Below are 16,979 nucleotides of genomic sequence, written 5' to 3'. Positions count from 1 at the left end.
GGACCGCCGTCGACCAGGCAAAGGTCCGAGAGGTGCACGGCGGCGCGACGGTGGAGGGGTCGATGACTCAGGGGGCCAGTCAGGGACCCATGGTGTGGACCATGGCGGGAGAAACTCCGGCGTCTGTTCCGCCGCCAGGAGTTCCCTCCGGCACGTCCGCCGGGTCCCCCGTGCCGCCTGCCGGCCCGCCGCTCCACCTGCCCGCCGGCACCCCGGCCGCGCCTCCTGCCGCTCCGCCCGCCGCGCCCCCCGTGGTGCCGCCCGCCGCCCCGCCCGCGGAGCTGCCCGAGGAGTACACCCCGACCGCGCGCGACCTCCCGGTCATCGAGCCCGAACGCACGGACACCCTGATCGACCACCCCGCCGTCGTCCCGGTGCCCGAACCGGCCCAGGACCCCGACGCGCCCGAGGGCATGGGCCCGCTGTATGTCGTCGGCGATGTGCACGGCTACTACGACGAGCTGCGCGAGGCGCTGGCCGCCGAGGGCCTGATCGACGCAGACGGCAACTGGGCGGCCGGCAACGCCCGGCTCTGGTTCCTCGGCGACTTCACCGACCGCGGCCCGGACGGCATCGGCGTCATCGACCTCGTCATGCAGCTCTCCGCCGAGGCCGCGGCGGCCGGCGGCTACTGCAAGGCCCTGATGGGCAATCACGAACTCCTGCTGCTGGGTGCCAAGCGGTTCGGCGACACGCCCGTGCAGTCCGGCGCCGGCACCGCCTCCTTCCAGGCCGCCTGGCTCCTCAACGGCGGCCAGAAGACCGATATGGACCGCTTGGAGGACCACCACCTCCAGTGGATGGCCCGCCTGGACGCCGTGATGGAGGAGGACGGGCATCTGCTCGTGCACTCCGACACCACTGCCTACCTCGAATACGGCGACTCCATCGAGGCCGTCAACGACACCGTCCACGACGTGCTCACCCGCAGCGACGCGGACGAAGTCTGGGATCTGTTCCGCAAGTTCACCAAGCGCTTCGCCTTCCGCGACGAGGACGGCTCGGACGCCGTACGCGAACTCCTCGACGCCTACGGTGGCGACCGTGTCGTACACGGCCACAGCCCCATCCCCTATCTGCTGGGCGAGGTCGGCGCCGAGGACGGCGAGAGCGAGAGCGTGGCGGTCGAGGGCCCGCATGTCTACGCGGACGGTCTGGCCATCGCCATGGACGGCGGCATCACCATGGCCGGAAAGCTTTTGGTCGTTCAACTTCCGCTGGCCGGCTGAACGTTATCGGGGACGGCGAACGGAAGGGCGAACGGCAGACGATCGGCGCATCGCCGGGGGTCGGCACGGGCGGAAACCGGTCGTGGCATTACTCAAATTCCGTAAACTCTCTGTCACCCCGCGCCGCAGTCGCTCTACCATCGGACTATCCGTAGCAGGCTCTCCTCCGTTTCCGCCCACTGCCCGGCCAACGCCGGCCGTACGGCCCTACGGAGCATCGGGGGATCCACATGAACAGCGCTCCGCACCTGCTGAACGAGGACCGCGCGGAATTTGCGCGGCTCCTTGATGAGGCGCTGCGTACCGCCGCATACCGCCCGGACGGCTTCACCGCCGTCGCGGAAAACCACCTCAGCAACGAGCAGTTGCGCACGATGGCGCTCAGCGCGACCACCGCCATTGCCGCGTGCGCCACGGCCGAATACCAACGCTATGTAGAGCTCCGCACCGAGTGGCGCGCACCGGCGCCCGCGCCGTCCCACGTCGCACCCGACGACGAGGAGCAGAGCGTGGAGGCCGACGGGAGCCCAGGACCGGCCACCGCCACGGCCCCGGGCGAGGCCGAAACCACCGGCGCCGGGCTCACCGCCATGGTCGCCGTCCTCGCTCCCGTCCTCGCCGGCATCGCCGCAGTGCTCTTCCTCCTCATCGGTTATGTGCTGCGCGCCATCAGCCCCGACAAGTCCCTGGCGCAGCCTCTGATCAACGTCGGCTGGGTCTTCGCGGCCCTGACCGCCGCGGGGACCCTGGTCGCGATGGCCGGACTGCTCATCACGGCGCTGCGCAACGGCTCGGCGCCCCAGGTCGCCAGAGCCGACGAGCTGGGCGAGGCACTGGACCACGCCCGTGAGGTGTGGCGCCGCGCCCTCCTGGAGCGCGGTGTGCTGCCCTTTCTCCGCGAGGCCCTTGCCGACCCCACGGCCACGCCGGAAGACGACCCGGCCCGCTATGTCCCCCGCCGCACTCCACCGGCCGAAAGCCGGATCCCCACCCTCGGCTACACCCGCCCCGAGTTCACCAGCCCCGACAGCGGCTCCTCGGGGTCCCGACCGCGCTACTCCAGCCCGGACTTCACCAGCCCGGATTACGGGGGACCCGACCACCAGGCGGATTAGTGCACGGGGCGGCAGTCCGGTCGGCCCGGCGCCCCTGAGGGTGACCGGAGGGCGCTCATCGCCGCACCGTGGGCAGACGGAAGGCCCCCGCCTTTCGGTGGGGGCCTTCCTCCAGAGGTGACCGGAGGAGCGATGTCCGGGCGGCCGGGCGGCGGGACGGACGTCCGGTGGAGCGACGCCCGACGGTGGGCTACTCCGCGAGCGGCAGGTACACGCGGTTGCCCGCGGCCGCGAACTCCTTCGACTTCTCGGCCATTCCGGCCTCGGGGTCGATCGCCAGATCACCCCCGTGTTCGCGGCGGATGTCCTGACTGATCTTCATCGAACAGAACTTCGGGCCGCACATCGAGCAGAAGTGGGCCGTCTTCGCCGGCTCGGCCGGCAGCGTCTCGTCGTGGAAAGCGCGGGCCGTGTCCGGGTCGAGCGCCAGGTTGAACTGGTCCTCCCAGCGGAACTCGAAGCGGGCATCGGAGAGCGCGTCATCCCATTCCTGGGCGCCCGGGTGCCCCTTGGCCAGGTCTGCCGCATGAGCCGCGATCTTGTACGTGATGACGCCGGTCTTGACGTCGTCGCGGTCCGGGAGGCCCAGATGCTCCTTGGGCGTGACGTAGCAGAGCATCGCGGTGCCCCACCACGCGATCATCGCCGCTCCGATACCGGAGGTGATGTGGTCGTAGGCGGGCGCGATATCGGTGGTCAGCGGGCCGAGCGTATAGAACGGGGCCTCCTCGCAGATCTCCTGCTGGAGGTCGATGTTCTCCTTGATCTTGTGCATCGGGACATGCCCCGGGCCCTCGATCATCGTCTGGACGCCGTGCCGCTTGGCGATGGTGTTCAGCTCACCGAGCGTCCGCAGCTCCGCGAACTGCGCCTCGTCATTGGCGTCCGCGATGGACCCGGGGCGCAGGCCGTCACCGAGCGAGTAGGTGACGTCGTACGAGGCCAGGATCTCGCAGAGCTCCTCGAAGTGCGTGTAGAGGAACGACTCCTTGTGGTGCGCCAGGCACCAGGCCGCCATGATCGAACCGCCGCGCGAGACGATGCCGGTCTTACGGCGGGCCGTCAGGGGGACATAACGGAGCAGCACACCGGCGTGCACCGTCATGTAGTCGACGCCCTGTTCGGCCTGCTCGATAACGGTGTCCTTGTAGATCTCCCAGGTCAGCTCCTCGGCCTTGCCGTCGACCTTCTCCAGTGCCTGGTAGAGGGGCACGGTGCCGATGGGGACGGGGGAGTTGCGCAGCACCCATTCGCGGGTGGTGTGGATGTTGCGCCCGGTGGAGAGGTCCATGACCGTGTCGGCGCCCCAGCGAGTCGCCCAGGTCATCTTCTCCACCTCCTCCTCGATGGAGGAAGTGACCGCCGAATTGCCGATGTTGGCGTTCACCTTCACCAGGAAGTTCTTGCCGATGATCATCGGCTCGATCTCCGGGTGGTTGATGTTCGACGGCAGCACCGCGCGTCCGGCCGCGATCTCGTCGCGGACGAACTCGGGGGTGACGTTCTCGCGGAGGGCGACGTACTCCATCTCCGCGGTGACCTCGCCACGCTGGGCATAGGCGAGCTGGGTGACCGCGGCGCCGTCACGGCCACGGCGCGGCTGGCGGGGGCGGCCCGGGAAGACCGCGTCGAGGTTCTTGAGCCCGCCGCGCGGCGAGGTGTGCTTGAGGCCGTCGTCCTCGGGCCGCGGAGGGCGCCCCGCGTACTCCTCGGTGTCGCCGCGAGCGATGATCCAGTTCTCCCGCAGCGGCGCCAGACCACGGCGGACGTCGGTATCGATATGCGGATCGGTGTACGGCCCTGACGTGTCGTAGAGCGTCACGTCCTTGCCGTTGGTGAGGTGCACCCGCCGGACCGGGACCCGAAGGTCCGGGCGCGATTCGGAGACGTAGCCCTTGTGCCAGCCGATCTGCGGCTCACCGCTTCCGCCGGCACCGTTTCCGTTTTCGGGCGTGCGTGCATCCTGCAGAGTCATGAGACCCAACTCCCTACGCCGGCATTACCCGGTAACAGGTTCAGCGGTCGACGCAGCGGCTTTCGTCCATGGGCGTTTCACGTGAAACGCCGCTGAGACGAAGGTCAGCGCCCTCTCAGCCCGGTGCTCCGAGCTCCCGCGATTGCAAAGGTGGCACCACGGTAGCGGCCGATGCGGCGGGGTGAACAGGGGGCCCCGGAGTTCTTGCAATGATGAGGCGGTGCGCCCTCACGAGTCCCATGACCATTCCACCGTGCACGCACACACGCACGGCCATGGACCTGCCACGCCCGTCTCCCGGCATCTGCGCAAGGTGATCGCGGCAGTACTGATCCCCTTTGCCGCCGCGGTGGCGGTCGGTCTGGTCGTGCTCTGGCCGGGCGGCGCGCCTGGCCACAAGCCGTCCGGCGTCGGCTTCGACCAGCCCACGGAGCAGGCCAGAGTCGTCAAGGTGGCGGAGGTGAACTGCGCGGACGTCCATGCCGAGCAGCAGCCCCAGCCCTCCTCTCCGACAGGACAGCCACCGGCCGGGGGAGGGACCAAGGGCAAGCCCTGTCAGCAGGCGACGATCAAGGTCACCACGGGAGAGAACGCGGGACGCACCTTTCAGACGGTGGTGACGCCGGACGCCCTGCGGCACTACACCACCGGCCAGGAGGTGGTGGTGGCGTACTCCCCCAAGGCGCCGAAGGATCTGCAGTATGCGGTCAGCGATGTCGACCGGACGCTCCCGATGTGGGTGCTGGCGGCAATGTTCGCGTTCGCGGTGGTGATCGTCGGCCGACTGCGTGGAGTACTGGCGCTGGTGGCACTGGCGGCCAGCTTTGTGGTCCTGACGCTGTTCATCCTCCCGGCGATCCTGCAGGGTTCCAACCCGCTGGTGGTGGCAGTGGTCGGAGGAAGCGCAATCATGCTGATCGCGCTGTACCTGTGCCATGGTCTGACCGCCCGTACGTCGGTTGCCGTACTCGGCACCCTCGCCTCGCTGCTGCTGATCGGGCTGCTCGGGTCGGTGTTCATCAACTGGGCGCTGCTGACCGGCAATACGGACGACACAACAGGGTTGGTGCACGGCCTGTACCCCGACATCGAGATCCGCGGCCTGCTGCTTGCCGGGATCATCATCGGGTCTCTGGGCGTGCTCGACGATGTGACGGTGACGCAGACCGCCGCCGTCTGGGAACTCAAGGAGGCCGACCCGTCGGCCGGCTGGCGCAAGCTCTACGGCGCCGCGATGCGGATCGGCCGGGACCACATCGCGTCCGTCGTCAACACCCTTGTGCTGGCCTACGCGGGCGCCGCACTGCCGTTGCTTTTGCTGTTCTCGATCGCACAGAGCAGCGTCGGCACGGTCGCCACGAGCGAAGTGGTCGCGGAGGAGGTCGTCCGCACGCTCGTGGGCAGCATCGGGCTGGTTGCCGCAGTGCCGCTGACGACGTTGCTGGCGGCACTGGTGGTCTCGGCGGACCGGAAGGAGCCGGGCACGCCGGGCAACGGCGGGCCGGGAGCCGTCCCGCAATCCAGGGCGGATTCAGGGGCTGTGGTGGGGGCCGGTGCGGTGGCGCCGGCCGGCATGCCGGCCGGCGCCACGGAGAGCCGCCCGGGCCGTCGCAGGGGACGCGGCAAGCGCCGTAAGCGGTGACGGAGGCGCGGGGACGGCTTCCGTCCCCGCACGGGCCGCGAGCGGAGCGGGGCGGACGGGCGGAGCGCAGTGACGGGCAGGCAGCGCGGACAGGGGCACGGACAGGGACGGGCACCGGGTACGCGGCTGGACTTGCGTACCCATAGGGCTTCGGCGCGGACCGTGTGACCGGGGCGGGTCAGCCGGCCGGAGCCTCGGTGAGGATGCGGTCCAGTACGGCCTCCAGGGTGTCGCAGACCTCTTCCTTGCCCAGCGGTACGAGCCGGTCCGTACGGTCGAGGAAGGCGACCAGCGGCGCCGCACTGACCCGGAACAGCGCGCGCTCGGCGCCGACTTGAAGGCTGATGAAGACATCGCTGAGGTGCTCGGGGGAGGCGGGCTCGATACGCACATCACCCTCACCGGACGGCCGGCTCAGCCCGTCCAGCAGCAACTCTCGACCGAACACCCAGGTCACGGGCGCATCGCCGGGCAAATCGAAGGTGAGGCGGACGGCGTACGGATCGGCGCTGGCGAAGTCCAGCTCCACCGGAATCCGGAACGCGAGCTCTTCCGAAACGACGAAGCTCATGATCACTTCTGCCTGAACTGTGTCGGTCATCAACCACTGCCCCGCACTTGATCGGAGATGGCCGGGAAACATCCCCGTGGCCCTATTGGCGCCATCGTCTGCCACGCGCCAGCAGATCACAAGGAGTGAGTTTTCAGATACTGACAGAGAAGGCGAGTGTCGTTAGTGCCGACTCCGCCATTTTTCGTAGTCGTTCTGTAACGGACCGCAATCGGCGCAGTTCGTCCGCGGGCGGGGAGTCGACTGACACCGGGGCGGCCGCCCCGACCTGGGCAGGGAGGGCCGCACACGCCGTGCCCACGGCATATTCCCGATACACGAAAGCCCGATGATTACCACGCACCGTATCCGCGCGGTGTAGCAATTCATCCACAGATCACACGGAAAAGGGGGGTATCGGCTGGACGGCACGGTGCGCTGGACGCTCTCTGCTTGATGCTCCGTCAAACCGTGCGACCAGATATTGCCCGATCGCGTGGCCGGGTGCGGTGACACGGAAGCCCAGCCCACGACTCCACCGGCTGCCGCTACAGCCGTGGGTGACCACGCCCGCCCCGACATCACCCTCCCGGCGGACGCCGAAGTAGACGGCAGCGCCTACGCCGGTCCGCCGCGCCCCGCCTTCGCAGACCCGAAGGGCCTCTTGCCGGCATCCGGCCCGGAGCCGGGTGCCGGCAAGGGCAGCAGACGGATTCGCTGTTCACGATTGCCAATACCGAACGCCCGAGTCCGCTCGTTGCGGCGCACGGGGCCGGCGGGCGGGCAGCCCCTGCCGCTTACCAGTCGCCCTTCGACGAGGACGAGGACGAGCCGCTGGCCCTGCGGACGAGGTAGATGACTCCGGCGATCACGGCTGCCGCTATGAGGACCTTGAACAGCAAGCCGATCAGGAGGCCGAGCGCGGTGGTGATCAGTCCGCCGAAGACCACGATCAGAACGACGGGCACCACGACCCAGGTGACCCACCACGGAAGTCCTGCGAGTATCCCCTTACCAGCCACTGCTCTGCCCTGCTTTCTGTCTGTCGCGCTGTCGCTGTCCGTACCGCGCCATCCGTCGGCTGCGCTGTTGCCTCAGTGGTGATGCCGTCCGCGTGCGGCCTGTCTGTTGCCTCACACCTTCGGTTCTCCCCTGCACCAACGATGCTAGGACGCGTACCGCGGCCGTGGGGGCTTCGCAGCCCCGGCCCTTCCCTGACCCTTCCCCTACGGGATCCGGTGCCAGGCCCTTAGCTCTCAGGAGGAGAGAAGACCACCATCACCCGCAGGTCCTCGCTGATGTGGTGGAACTTGTGGGGCACCCCGGCGGGCACATAGACCACGCTGCCCCGGGCCACCGACTGGGTCTGTGTCCCGACGGTGATCGCCGCCCGGCCGCTGACCACGAGATACACCTCGTCCTGGGCATGCGGCTGCTGTGGATCGATGCTGCCGGCGTCCAGTGCGTAGAGCCCGACCGACATGTTCCTTTCCCGGAGGAACTGCAGATACGCGCCGTCGTTCGCGGCCCGTTCCGCTTCCAGCTCTTCCAGTCTGAAAGCCTTCATGCCGATCGTCCCCTCTGATGATTCAGACTCGTCTGCGACGATCTCACCATGAAGCATTTTCTGGTCAAGACGATCGCCAACGCCGCGGCGCTTGCCGTGGCCATCTGGCTGCTCAAGGACATCACGCTCACCGGTGAGAACACCGGCCGCAAGATACTCACCCTGGTCCTGGTCGCGCTGATCTTCGGGCTGGTCAATTTCCTGGTCAAGCCCGTGGTGAAGCTGCTGTCCTTCCCCTTGTTCATCCTCACGCTCGGCCTGATCACGCTGGTCGTGAACGCGCTGATGCTGCTGCTGACCTCCTGGCTCGCCGACAAGGCCGACCTCGCCTTCCATGTGGACGGCTTCTGGACGGCCCTGCTCGGCGGCGTGATCATCTCCATCGTCGCCTGGGCGATGCATGTGATCCTTCCCGACGAGGACTGATCCGTGACCACCCCCTTCCGTATCTGCTTCGTCTGCACCGGCAACATCTGCCGGTCGCCGATGGCGGAGGCCGTCTTCCGCGCCCGCCTCGCGGAAGACGGCCTCGACGGCCTGGTCGAGGTCGGCAGCGCGGGGACCGGCGGCTGGCACGAGGGGGAGGGAGCCGACCCGCGCACGGACGCGGTGCTGCGCGCGGGCGGCTATGTTCACGGCCACACCGCCCGGCAGTTCCACACCTCCTGGTTCGACCACCTCGACCTGGTCATCGCGCTCGACTCCGGCCATCTGCGCGAGCTGCGCGGCCTGGCCCCGACCGCGCAGGACGCCGCCAAGGTCCACCTGCTGCGCTCGTACGGGCCGGACACGGGGGCGGCGGTCCCGGGACCGCCGCCCGGCCTCGGCACGGTCGACGACCTCGACGTGCCCGATCCGTACTACGGCGGTATCGCCGGTTTCGAGGAGTGCCTGGAGATGATCGAGGCGGCGAGCGACGGCCTGCTGGTGGCGGTACGGGCCGCGATCATGGCCAGTGCCGCGGCCACCGACCCCGCTCGTGGGGATGACACCGGCCGGCCTCAGACGCAGGAACCTCGCCATCCGCACCAGCCGCACCAGCCGCACCAGCCGCACCAGCCGCAGGAAAAGGAGAGCGCATGACCGGCGACGGCACCCGCGCCGTACGCGCCGGGCTTCCGGAGCCCGAGGCCTATGCGCCGACCCTCCCGGGGCCGGTGTTCGCGGCGCACTATCACCTCCCCGGCGATGCCGTCGGCCCGTACACCTACGGCCGCGACGCCAACCCGACCTGGACCCGTCTGGAACAGGCCGTCGGCGAGCTCGAGTCACCGGACGAAAGCGCTCATACCGTTGCGTTCGCCTCCGGGATGGCAGCGATCACCGCGGTCCTCTTCTCCCAGCTGCGCACCGGCGACACCGTGGTGCTCCCCAGCGACGGATACCAGCTGCTGCCGGCCGTCCGCACGCGTCTGGAGAGCTACGGCATCGAGGTCCGTACCGCTCCGACCGCACACAACACACAGCTCGACGCGCTGGACGGCGCCCGTCTGCTGTGGATCGAAACGCCCTCCAACCCCGGCCTCGATGTCTGCGACATCCGGCGGCTGGCCGACGAAGCACACCGGCGCGGCGCGCTGGTGGCCGTCGACAACACCCTCGCCACCCCGCTCGGCCAGCGGCCGCTCGACCTCGGCGCGGACTTCTCGGTCGCCAGCGGCACCAAGGCACTGACCGGCCACGGCGACGTCCTCCTCGGGTACGCCAGCACCCGTGATCCCGCGCTGGCCGATTCCGTACGGCTGTGGCGCAAGACAGTGGGCGCGATCCCTGGCCCGATGGAGAGCTGGCTCGCGCATCGTTCGCTGGCCACCCTCGCGCTGAGAGTGCGCCAGCAGTCGGAGGGCGCCCTGGCCCTGGCCGCGGCGCTGGCCGACCGCCCCGAGGTCACCGGCCTGCGCCACCCGGGCCTCCCGTCCGATCCGTCCCACGAACTTGCCGCCCGGCAGATGCGCCCGGGCCGCTTCGGCTCCGTGGTGTCCTTCGTCCTGCCCGACAAGGCCCACGCAGAGCGGTTCCTGGCGGCACTGGCCCTGGTGGACGATGCGACAAGTTTCGGTGGCGTACGGTCCAGCGCCGAGCGACGGGCCCGCTGGGGCGGCGATGCCGTGCCGGAGGGCTTTATCCGCTTCTCGGTCGGCATCGAGGAGCCGGAGGATCTGGTCGCGGATGTCATCCGGGCACTGGACGCGGCCGCGCAGAACTGACCGGACGGCTGGGGTGCCCCCCGAAGCCGCGGAACGCGTCGAACAAGCGGGGCGCGCCACGGCCCGAGGCAAGGAAGCGGCATGAAGTGGGCCGGCAGGGCATCCCCCCTCGTCACCCTGCCGGCCTGCGGTTCCCCATGGCCCCGAGTCCACGCGTTTCACGTGAAACGAAATGTTCCACGTGAAACGAACCGCTCGAACAAGGCTAGTTGACTGAGCGTCATTGTCCAATCACGCTAGCGGCACAGCCCTATCGACAAATTTATAGTTGGCCCGCGACCAGGCTTCCGAGAGGCGCAGGAGGTACGCGATGGATCTGGCTCTGCTGCGCACCTTCGTCACCGTGCACCGGGCCGGTTCCTTCACCCGTGCCGCGGCATTACTCGGCCTCTCCCAGCCCGCGGTGACCAGCCAGATCCGGGCCCTGGAACGCCAGTTGGGCCGCCCCCTCTTTCTCCGCTACGCCCGTGGCGTCGCCCCCACCACCATCGGCGATGAACTCGCCCACAAAGTGGCACCGCACCTGGACGCGCTCACCGAGATCACAGAGGCCGGCCTGGACCGCGACTCCGTGACCCGCACCCTCCATCTCGCAGGGCCCCCGGAGTTCCTTGCCGAGCGCGCGCTCCCGGCACTTACCCCACTGATCGCCCAGGGCCTGTCCATACGTACCGTCTTCGGCCCCGCGGAGGAGTTGCTGACCGGCCTGGCAGCCGGCCACCACGACCTGGCCGTCACCACCACCCGGCCGCGCGGCGGGCTGCTCACTGCCACCCCGCTCTGCGACGAGGAACATGTACTGATCGCGGCACCGCACTGGGCGTCCGAGCTGGGCGGGAGCGCCGTGCTGCAGGCCGGGGGAGTCCGCGTGCTGGACCCCGTACCGCTCGTCGAGGTCCACGAAAGCCTGCCGCTGATCACCCGTTACTGGTCCGCGGTCTTCGACGCCAAGCCCGCCGCCTCCGCCGCCGTGATCGCTGCTGACCTCCGGGCGGTGCTGTCCTGCGTGACGGCCGGTGTGGGACTCGCGGTGCTGCCGCGCTATCTGTGCGCCGGCGCCCTGGACAGCGGCGAGGTCGTGGCCCTGCTCGACCCGCCGGTGCCCCCGCTGCGGACGTACTTCTTGACCGTACGGACCGGGACACTCGGCCTTCCGCACATAGCCCGGGCGCATGAGTGGCTGCTGCGCACCGCTGTCGACTGGTGACCGAGGGGCGTGGGTTTCACCGGGCCGTGACTGCGGCATCTGTCCCCTATGAACGTACGGCCAGTCGTCAAACGCACCGCCCGCGCGATTCTGCTCGACGGCGCGGACCTGGTTCTGATCAAGCGCACCAAGCCGGGCAGGGCCCCGTACTGGATCACTCCGGGCGGTGGCGTGGAGCCCGAGGACGCCACCGTCATCGACGCCCTCCACCGCGAACTGGACGAAGAGCTGGGCGCGAAGATCAAGGACGTGGTGCCGGTCTTCGTCGACACCGTCGAGCACTTCAGCGACGGCGGGGTGGACGGCGTGAAGGTCCAGCACTTCTTCGTCTGCCGGCTCGACTCGATGGACGTCTCCCGCCGGCACGGCCCCGAGGTCGAGGACCCCTGCGGGGAGTACGAGATCGTGCGGGTGCCCTTCACCCGTGTCGGCATCGCCTCCGTCGAGGTCGTGCCGCTGTCGCTGCGGCATTACCTCGACGGCAACATCGAGGGCGTGCGGGCGATGCACGCCCCGGACCTGGGCTGAGCGGTATCCCGCGCTCTCCCCCCGGCAGGCTGTCTCAGCCGTCGCGCCGGTCGAACCATCCGCGGAATTCCGGACCGTCCTCCGCGGGCCGACGGGGCTGGGCGCGGGCGAGCACCCGCTCGACCCGGTCAAGGAACTCGGCGTTCAGCTCCTCCACGAAGTCGTCCCGGCCAAGGTCACGGGGCGCGCCCGGATACGCCGCCGGACCGGCACCTGAGGCCGTAGGCGAGGAGCCCCCGGGCACCGGTTCGCTTCCGTGTGCCGGACCACTGCCGTACGCCGGGGCCGCCGCTTGGTACAGCGCGTCGTCGGTGTCCTCGTGCAGTCCGCCCCGAAGGTGCTCGTTCCTGCGCTCGGCGCGCCGGAAGGGCGGCCGCTGATCTGCCTCCACCGCCGCGCCGAAGAAGTCGCCACCCTTGCGCTTGGCGTCGTCGGTGCCCCAGGCTCGCGCTCCGCGCTGCTGCGCCGGGACCTTCTGCAGATGCGGAATGTGCTTGGCGCAGTGGATGTACGCCTCTTCGACCTCAACGGTGACCCACAGTTGGGCACGTCGGCCCGGGACTGGGTCGACCGGCAGACCGGGGTGCTGCAGCCGCATGTCCTCGTCCATGACGACGCGTGCCCGGCCGTTGACGTGCAGCCCGATGCGGTCACGGGTGAAGTCGACCATCAAGATGCCCAGGCGCGGGTTCTCCGAGATGTTGCCGATGGACGCCATGACACCGTTGCCGCGGTATTCCGGGTATGCCAGCGTCCGGGCGTCCAATACCTGGACGAAGCCCGCCGGCCCGGCCCGGAACGTGGCATCGCATTCGCCGTGCCGGTCGGCCGTGGACAGGAAGAACATCTCCTGCCGGGCCACGAACTCCTGCATCCGGACGTTGAGATGGTCCAGGACCTGGTCATCGTAGAAACGGTCGGCCCGCTTGGTCGTACCGAGCCGCTGCTGCACCAGGTGCTCGCCGTCGCTCCCGGGGCGCTCTTGCCGTGGCATGCCCCACCCCTCCCCTGTCGGACCGTGTTCGACCTGTGCTGCCAAGACCTCAATCTCCCGCCGTGACCAGCTCTTCCACGGAGTCGTGCCGTATGCGCTCGGTCGGAATGCCGACCCCTACCAAAGCGTCCACACCGCTGCGGATCAACCCTGGCGGCCCGGAAAGATAAGCGTCGTATTCCCGGAAAGGACCGTATTGCCGGACCGCCTCAGGCAATTGCCCCCTCTCGCTGCTCGTTCCGCCGCGGGCCGCCGGTCCGCTGGCGACGACCGGGCGCACGGAGAGCCACGGGTGGGTCTGTTCCAGCTGCAGCATGGTGTCGAGGTCGTAGAGGTCGTGGTCGCTGCGGGCACCGTAGAAGACCTCGACGGGGCGCCGGACACCGTGTTCTGCGACGTCCTCGACCAGCGCCCTGATGGGGGCGATGCCGGTGCCGCCGCCGACGCACAGCAGACCGCTGCGCTTGCTGTGGTCGACGGTCATCGAGCCGCCGGGAGCACCGATCCGGATGACATCGCCGGGGCGGGCGCGGTGGACCATGGCGTTGGAGACCCAGCCCGCCGGGACCGCCTTGACGTGGAAGGAGAGCAGACCGTCGGAGCGGGGTGCGGAAGCGAAGGAGTAGTGCCGCCAGACCCGTGGCCACCAGGGGGTTTCCACGCTCGCGTACTGCCCCGCGAGGAACGGGTAGGGCTGGTCAGGACGGACCAGCACCACCGCGATATCGGGCGTCCGCAGCTCGTGCGAGACGACCTCGGCCTGCCACCAGGCAGGCGCCACGGCCTCGTCCTCGGCCGCTGCATCGATCATGATCTGCGAGATCGCGGTGTAGGCCCGTACCCACGCGGCCTGCGTCTCAGGCCCCCAACTGGACGTCGCATAGCGTGCGAGCGCGTTGAGCAGGCATTCACCGACGGCCGGGTAGTGATCGGGCTGGGTGCCGTACTTGCGGTGACCGCGACCGAGGTTCGCCAGGTAGGCGGTGAGCACCTCGGCGTTGTCGACATGCTGGACGGCGGTGAGCAGCGCCTTGAAGAGCCGGTCGCGCTGGGTGTCCATCGATGCGGGGAACAGCGCCCGCAGATCGGGGTACTGGACGAAGAGCAGCGCGTAGAAGTACGAGGTGACCTTGTCGGCCACAGGCTCGATTTCCGCCATGGTGCGACGGATGAGCATCGCATCGGGGGAGGCGGGCGTGGCGGACGAGGCCGAGGCCTGCAGGGCGTCGAGAGAGGGCGCCGGGGCGGGGGCCGCGGGACGCGCCTTGGGGGTGAAGGCAGAGGGCGCGGCGGCGGGGGCCTCGTTCTGGGGCGCCGGTGCCGCAGCGGGCGCGCCACCGGTGAGGGTGCCTCCCGCGGGCGCTCCCATGGCGCGCGCCGTTTCGTGTACGGGCTCGGGTTCCCGGCCCCGGGCGGGTACGCGCTCCCAGACCGGCCGGCGCTCCATGGGCGGCTCGCCACCCCAGGCGGGCTCGGCCTCGCGGCGTGGCGGGGCGGGGGCCGGCGCGGCGCTTTCTGGTGCTGCAGGGTCTTCTGGGGCTGCAGTGGACTGCTCGGGATAGGCGGCCGGGAAGGGCTGCGCGGGGTAGCCGGCCGGGAAGGGCTGCGCGGGGTAGCCGGCCGGAAAGGGCTGCTCGGGGTAGCCGGCTGCCACGGGCGGCGGGCCCGCTTCGTGTCGCGGCGGAGGTGCCTGCGACGGCTCCGTCTCCCGCTCGCGCGCGGCGGCAGTGCCTACCGGCCGGATCGGGTTGACCGGCCGACTGGGTATCTGTTCCCGGTCGTTCCGTTCCTCTCTCTCGTTCCACTCGTGGTGGTCTCTGTGGTCTCTGGGATCGCCGTGGTCGTGGTGTTCACTCCGGTCGCCCGGTTCTGCCTGGGCGTCCTGGTTCTGCTGCCGGTCCTGGCTGTTTTGCCGTTCCTGCTGTTCTCCGGAGGACTTCGTCGCCGGTGGAGTGAACCAACCCCATTCGCCACCGCTCCCGCCGGAAGAGCCACTATCGGCCGACGTGGTGGTCGGAGCGTCCATGGTCTGCCTCGCCTCGAACGTCTTTCGGTTGTCTTCGCACTTCCGTGGAACGGAAGTGCGCGGAATTCCCCCGCCCTGCCCCGGAATTCTTCATCGACTCAAGCGACTCCGGCAACACCCTCCAAAGCGGACAAATCTCACTCCCTTGCGACAATGCGGAGCAGATGCCGCGTCAGCAGCATGCCATCCCTGCTCACCAGATCGGACAAATAGTCGGAAGTCCGGGTGTCGAGGGCTGCTTCGCCGCTAGGCTGACGAGCTTTGAGCTCACCCTTCGCGCACCGCCGGAATCCATGCTTCCGCCAAGTCGGAGTCGACCATACCGGCAGCAGTTGAAACCACAAGCCCTGATCTTGGAACACTCCACGCGGCCCTTCCGATAACAGTGATCCTCCCCACAGACGGCATTTTCCGCGTACACAGTGGACGAATCCGTCGGACGAGCTCGGAATTACCGGCCAGTACGCACCAGTTCGTATGCCTCCCGCAGATCGCTGCCCGCGTACGCATATGAGGCCAGCCCACTGACATGGTGATCCGCATTCACGGCCACGGACTGCGGAACTGCGGCGAACAGTTCGGTGTCCGACATGGAGTCGCCGTATGCCACGCAGTCGGCTCGGGTCAGCCCGTACCGCACACAGAGTTCGTCCGCGATCCGTACCTTCGCCGCCGAAGAGAGGATGCCGGCCGGCTCCACCGCCTCGCGGATCGGCAACGCGGGCCAGCGGGAACCGTGTGCCGTGTCGGCGCCCCAGACCAGCAGCCGTTCGACGAAGAAGCCCGGCGAGAGAGAAATCACCGCGCACCGTTCGCCGCGCGCCCGGATATCCGCCCAGACTTCCCGGATTCCGGTCAGCCAGGGTGAGCCGTCAAAAGCAGCGGCCACCGTGAGTTCGGTCAACTCGGCGGCCCAGAGGTCACATGCCCGCTGCGCGAAGTGCAGGGGAGTCAGTTCACCCGCGATAAATCCGCGTTCCAGCTCAGCGATCTCCCGGTCCAGCCCGAGCTGCCGGGAGATCTCAACGGCGGCCGCGGACTCATGGAGCAGAGTCCCGTCCATGTCGAACAGATGCAGCTTGCCCATGCCCGGGAGCCTAGGAGGCGCGAGGGCGGCAGGCGAGAGCGGGAGCGAGAAGAGATGCATCCGGGTCCGCGCGGCCGGCGGACCCGAGGGGGAACGACCGGCCCCGTACGATCGGGGCCCGGGCGGCGCCCCGGGGGCGAGCCGTGTCCGGCACGGCACGTCGGGACGTACTCAAGCCCGCGTACGTGCGGATACTCCCGGCGGCAGATGTACCGCGGGGCACACGGCGCCACCGTGGACGCCATGCAGCAGCTCAGCCGACCCGCCCGCCGGGCCCTCCTCGTCCTTCACATCGCCGTTTCCGTCAGCTGGCTCGGTCTGACCCTCGGGCTGCTCGCGCTCAGCGTCACCGGCTACACGACCGGCTCCCCCGACATGGCCGCCGTCGCCTACCGGGCCATGAAGATCTTCGGTGACTGGCTGATCCTCCCCGTCGCGCTGGTCTCGCTGGTCAGCGGGCTGGTGCTGTCGCTGCGCACCGCCTGGGGACTGGCCAGACACCGTTGGGTCTACGTCAAGTTCTGGCTGACGCTCCTCACCGTGCTGCTGTCGGTGTTCTCACTCCGGCCCGGTATCAACGACCTCGCCGCCGAGGCCGCCGCGGGCACCCTGCACCCGGACATCAACCTCGTCGTCGCGCCTGCGGTCGCCACGGCCACCTACCTGTTCATCACCGCGATCTCCGTCCTCAAGCCCTGGGGGCTCACCAGGCGCGGCAGCCGACTGCGCGAGGCACAGTCGGCCGAGGCCCGCGCCGGCCGCGCACGAAAGAGCGGTATCGAGGGCGCGGGCGTCCGCAAGGGCCATTGACGACAGGCCCGCGGTGATCAGGAAGACACACCCTGGCCGCGG

16 protein-coding genes are annotated in these 16,979 nt (G+C 69.3%); 9 read left to right on the top strand and 7 right to left on the bottom strand.

The annotated features are described in order from the left end of the window. The first annotated feature begins 89 nt into the window (after window positions 1–89). Window positions 90–1,229 carry a metallophosphoesterase gene (locus tag ABR737_RS23800; protein ID WP_350252131.1) on the top strand — a complete coding sequence of 380 codons (1,140 nt, stop codon included), beginning with the start codon at window positions 90–92 and terminating at the stop codon, window positions 1,227–1,229. 230 nt (window positions 1,230–1,459) lie between these two features. Then, entirely contained in the window at window positions 1,460–2,344 is an 885-nt protein-coding gene (locus ABR737_RS23795) for a hypothetical protein (protein ID WP_350252130.1), read from the top strand. Between the two features lie 190 nt (window positions 2,345–2,534). On the opposite strand, the gene thiC is transcribed toward ABR737_RS23795, so the two are convergent. After that, window positions 2,535–4,319 carry a phosphomethylpyrimidine synthase ThiC gene (gene thiC, locus ABR737_RS23790; RefSeq protein ID WP_350252129.1) on the bottom strand — a complete coding sequence of 595 codons (1,785 nt, stop codon included), beginning with the start codon at window positions 4,317–4,319 and terminating at the stop codon, window positions 2,535–2,537. 220 nt (window positions 4,320–4,539) lie between these two features. Here thiC and ABR737_RS23785 point away from each other — a divergent pair, with 220 nt between their 5' ends. Then, on the top strand, window positions 4,540–5,961 hold the full coding sequence (locus ABR737_RS23785) for a YibE/F family protein (protein WP_350252128.1): 1,422 nt from the start codon (window positions 4,540–4,542) through the stop codon (window positions 5,959–5,961). A 178-nt stretch (window positions 5,962–6,139) separates the two neighbouring features. On the opposite strand, the gene ABR737_RS23780 is transcribed toward ABR737_RS23785, so the two are convergent. The 3 genes from ABR737_RS23780 to ABR737_RS23770 form a co-directional block, all read right to left on the bottom strand. Beyond that, the gene (locus ABR737_RS23780; protein WP_350252127.1) at window positions 6,140–6,562 is read right to left on the bottom strand and encodes an SsgA family sporulation/cell division regulator; all 423 of its coding nucleotides are present in this window, start codon (window positions 6,560–6,562) and stop codon (window positions 6,140–6,142) included. Between the two features lie 746 nt (window positions 6,563–7,308). Further along, window positions 7,309–7,533: a DUF5326 family protein gene (locus ABR737_RS23775; protein WP_350252126.1), complete on the bottom strand. Its 225-nt coding sequence runs from the start codon at window positions 7,531–7,533 to the stop codon at window positions 7,309–7,311. 227 nt (window positions 7,534–7,760) lie between these two features. Next, window positions 7,761–8,078, bottom strand: coding sequence for a cupin domain-containing protein (locus tag ABR737_RS23770; RefSeq protein WP_350252125.1), 318 nt, complete (start codon window positions 8,076–8,078; stop codon window positions 7,761–7,763). A gap of 48 nt (window positions 8,079–8,126) precedes the next feature. Between ABR737_RS23770 and ABR737_RS23765 the strand changes: the two genes are divergently transcribed. The 5 genes from ABR737_RS23765 (at window position 8,127) to ABR737_RS23745 (ending at window position 12,020) form a co-directional block, all read left to right on the top strand. Next, window positions 8,127–8,504, top strand: coding sequence for a phage holin family protein (locus tag ABR737_RS23765; protein ID WP_350252124.1), 378 nt, complete (start codon window positions 8,127–8,129; stop codon window positions 8,502–8,504). A 60-nt stretch (window positions 8,505–8,564) separates the two neighbouring features. Next, window positions 8,565–9,161, top strand: a complete 597-nt coding sequence (locus ABR737_RS23760) for a low molecular weight protein-tyrosine-phosphatase (protein WP_502964496.1) — start codon at window positions 8,565–8,567, stop codon at window positions 9,159–9,161. After that, the gene (locus tag ABR737_RS23755) at window positions 9,158–10,285 is read left to right on the top strand and encodes a cystathionine gamma-lyase (RefSeq protein ID WP_350252122.1); all 1,128 of its coding nucleotides are present in this window, start codon (window positions 9,158–9,160) and stop codon (window positions 10,283–10,285) included. The genes ABR737_RS23760 and ABR737_RS23755 overlap by 4 nt, the downstream gene beginning before the upstream one ends. 310 nt (window positions 10,286–10,595) lie before the next feature. Then, entirely contained in the window at window positions 10,596–11,492 is an 897-nt protein-coding gene (locus ABR737_RS23750) for a LysR family transcriptional regulator (RefSeq protein ID WP_350252121.1), read from the top strand. Window positions 11,493–11,540: 48 nt separating this feature from the next. Beyond that, a complete protein-coding gene (locus tag ABR737_RS23745; RefSeq protein WP_350252120.1) occupies window positions 11,541–12,020 on the top strand; it encodes an NUDIX domain-containing protein in 480 nt (159 codons plus the stop codon). 34 nt (window positions 12,021–12,054) lie between these two features. On the opposite strand, the gene ABR737_RS23740 is transcribed toward ABR737_RS23745, so the two are convergent. From ABR737_RS23740 to ABR737_RS23730, 3 genes are all read right to left on the bottom strand, one after another. Next, window positions 12,055–13,014 (bottom strand): pyridoxamine 5'-phosphate oxidase family protein, encoded by a 960-nt coding sequence (locus tag ABR737_RS23740; RefSeq protein WP_350252119.1) that lies wholly within the window; start codon window positions 13,012–13,014, stop codon window positions 12,055–12,057. A 49-nt stretch (window positions 13,015–13,063) separates the two neighbouring features. Continuing rightward, a complete protein-coding gene (locus tag ABR737_RS23735; protein WP_350252118.1) occupies window positions 13,064–15,040 on the bottom strand; it encodes a globin domain-containing protein in 1,977 nt (658 codons plus the stop codon). A gap of 451 nt (window positions 15,041–15,491) precedes the next feature. Continuing rightward, the gene (locus ABR737_RS23730) at window positions 15,492–16,127 is read right to left on the bottom strand and encodes an HAD family hydrolase (protein WP_350252117.1); all 636 of its coding nucleotides are present in this window, start codon (window positions 16,125–16,127) and stop codon (window positions 15,492–15,494) included. A 243-nt stretch (window positions 16,128–16,370) separates the two neighbouring features. Here ABR737_RS23730 and ABR737_RS23725 point away from each other — a divergent pair, with 243 nt between their 5' ends. After that, complete coding sequence (locus ABR737_RS23725; RefSeq protein WP_350252116.1) at window positions 16,371–16,937, top strand: DUF2269 domain-containing protein; 567 nt, start codon at window positions 16,371–16,373, stop codon at window positions 16,935–16,937. Window positions 16,938–16,979 lie beyond the last annotated feature (42 nt).

This window comes from Streptomyces sp. Edi2, from assembly GCF_040253635.1.
Classification (GTDB): Bacteria; Actinomycetota; Actinomycetes; order Streptomycetales; family Streptomycetaceae; genus Streptomyces.
The sequence above is the reverse complement of the archived record's forward strand: the minus strand, read 5'-3'. Positions and strand labels throughout refer to the sequence as shown.

Bases quoted from the DNA above. Each gene is read 5' to 3' on its own strand.
- ABR737_RS23740 (WP_350252119.1), bottom strand. From the start codon at position 13,014: ATGCCACGGCAAGAGCGCCCCGGGAGCGACGGCGAGCACCTGGTGCAG.
- ABR737_RS23730 (WP_350252117.1), bottom strand. From the start codon at position 16,127: ATGGGCAAGCTGCATCTGTTCGACATGGACGGGACTCTGCTCCATGAG.
- ABR737_RS23770 (WP_350252125.1), bottom strand. From the start codon at position 8,078: ATGAAGGCTTTCAGACTGGAAGAGCTGGAAGCGGAACGGGCCGCGAAC.
- ABR737_RS23750 (WP_350252121.1), top strand. From the start codon at position 10,596: ATGGATCTGGCTCTGCTGCGCACCTTCGTCACCGTGCACCGGGCCGGT.
- thiC (WP_350252129.1), bottom strand. From the start codon at position 4,319: ATGACTCTGCAGGATGCACGCACGCCCGAAAACGGAAACGGTGCCGGC.
- ABR737_RS23765 (WP_350252124.1), top strand. From the start codon at position 8,127: ATGAAGCATTTTCTGGTCAAGACGATCGCCAACGCCGCGGCGCTTGCC.
- ABR737_RS23760 (WP_502964496.1), top strand. From the start codon at position 8,565: ATGGCGGAGGCCGTCTTCCGCGCCCGCCTCGCGGAAGACGGCCTCGAC.
- ABR737_RS23755 (WP_350252122.1), top strand. From the start codon at position 9,158: ATGACCGGCGACGGCACCCGCGCCGTACGCGCCGGGCTTCCGGAGCCC.
- ABR737_RS23780 (WP_350252127.1), bottom strand. From the start codon at position 6,562: ATGACCGACACAGTTCAGGCAGAAGTGATCATGAGCTTCGTCGTTTCG.
- ABR737_RS23735 (WP_350252118.1), bottom strand. From the start codon at position 15,040: ATGGACGCTCCGACCACCACGTCGGCCGATAGTGGCTCTTCCGGCGGG.
- ABR737_RS23800 (WP_350252131.1), top strand. From the start codon at position 90: ATGGTGTGGACCATGGCGGGAGAAACTCCGGCGTCTGTTCCGCCGCCA.
- ABR737_RS23795 (WP_350252130.1), top strand. From the start codon at position 1,460: ATGAACAGCGCTCCGCACCTGCTGAACGAGGACCGCGCGGAATTTGCG.
- ABR737_RS23745 (WP_350252120.1), top strand. From the start codon at position 11,541: ATGAACGTACGGCCAGTCGTCAAACGCACCGCCCGCGCGATTCTGCTC.
- ABR737_RS23725 (WP_350252116.1), top strand. From the start codon at position 16,371: ATGCAGCAGCTCAGCCGACCCGCCCGCCGGGCCCTCCTCGTCCTTCAC.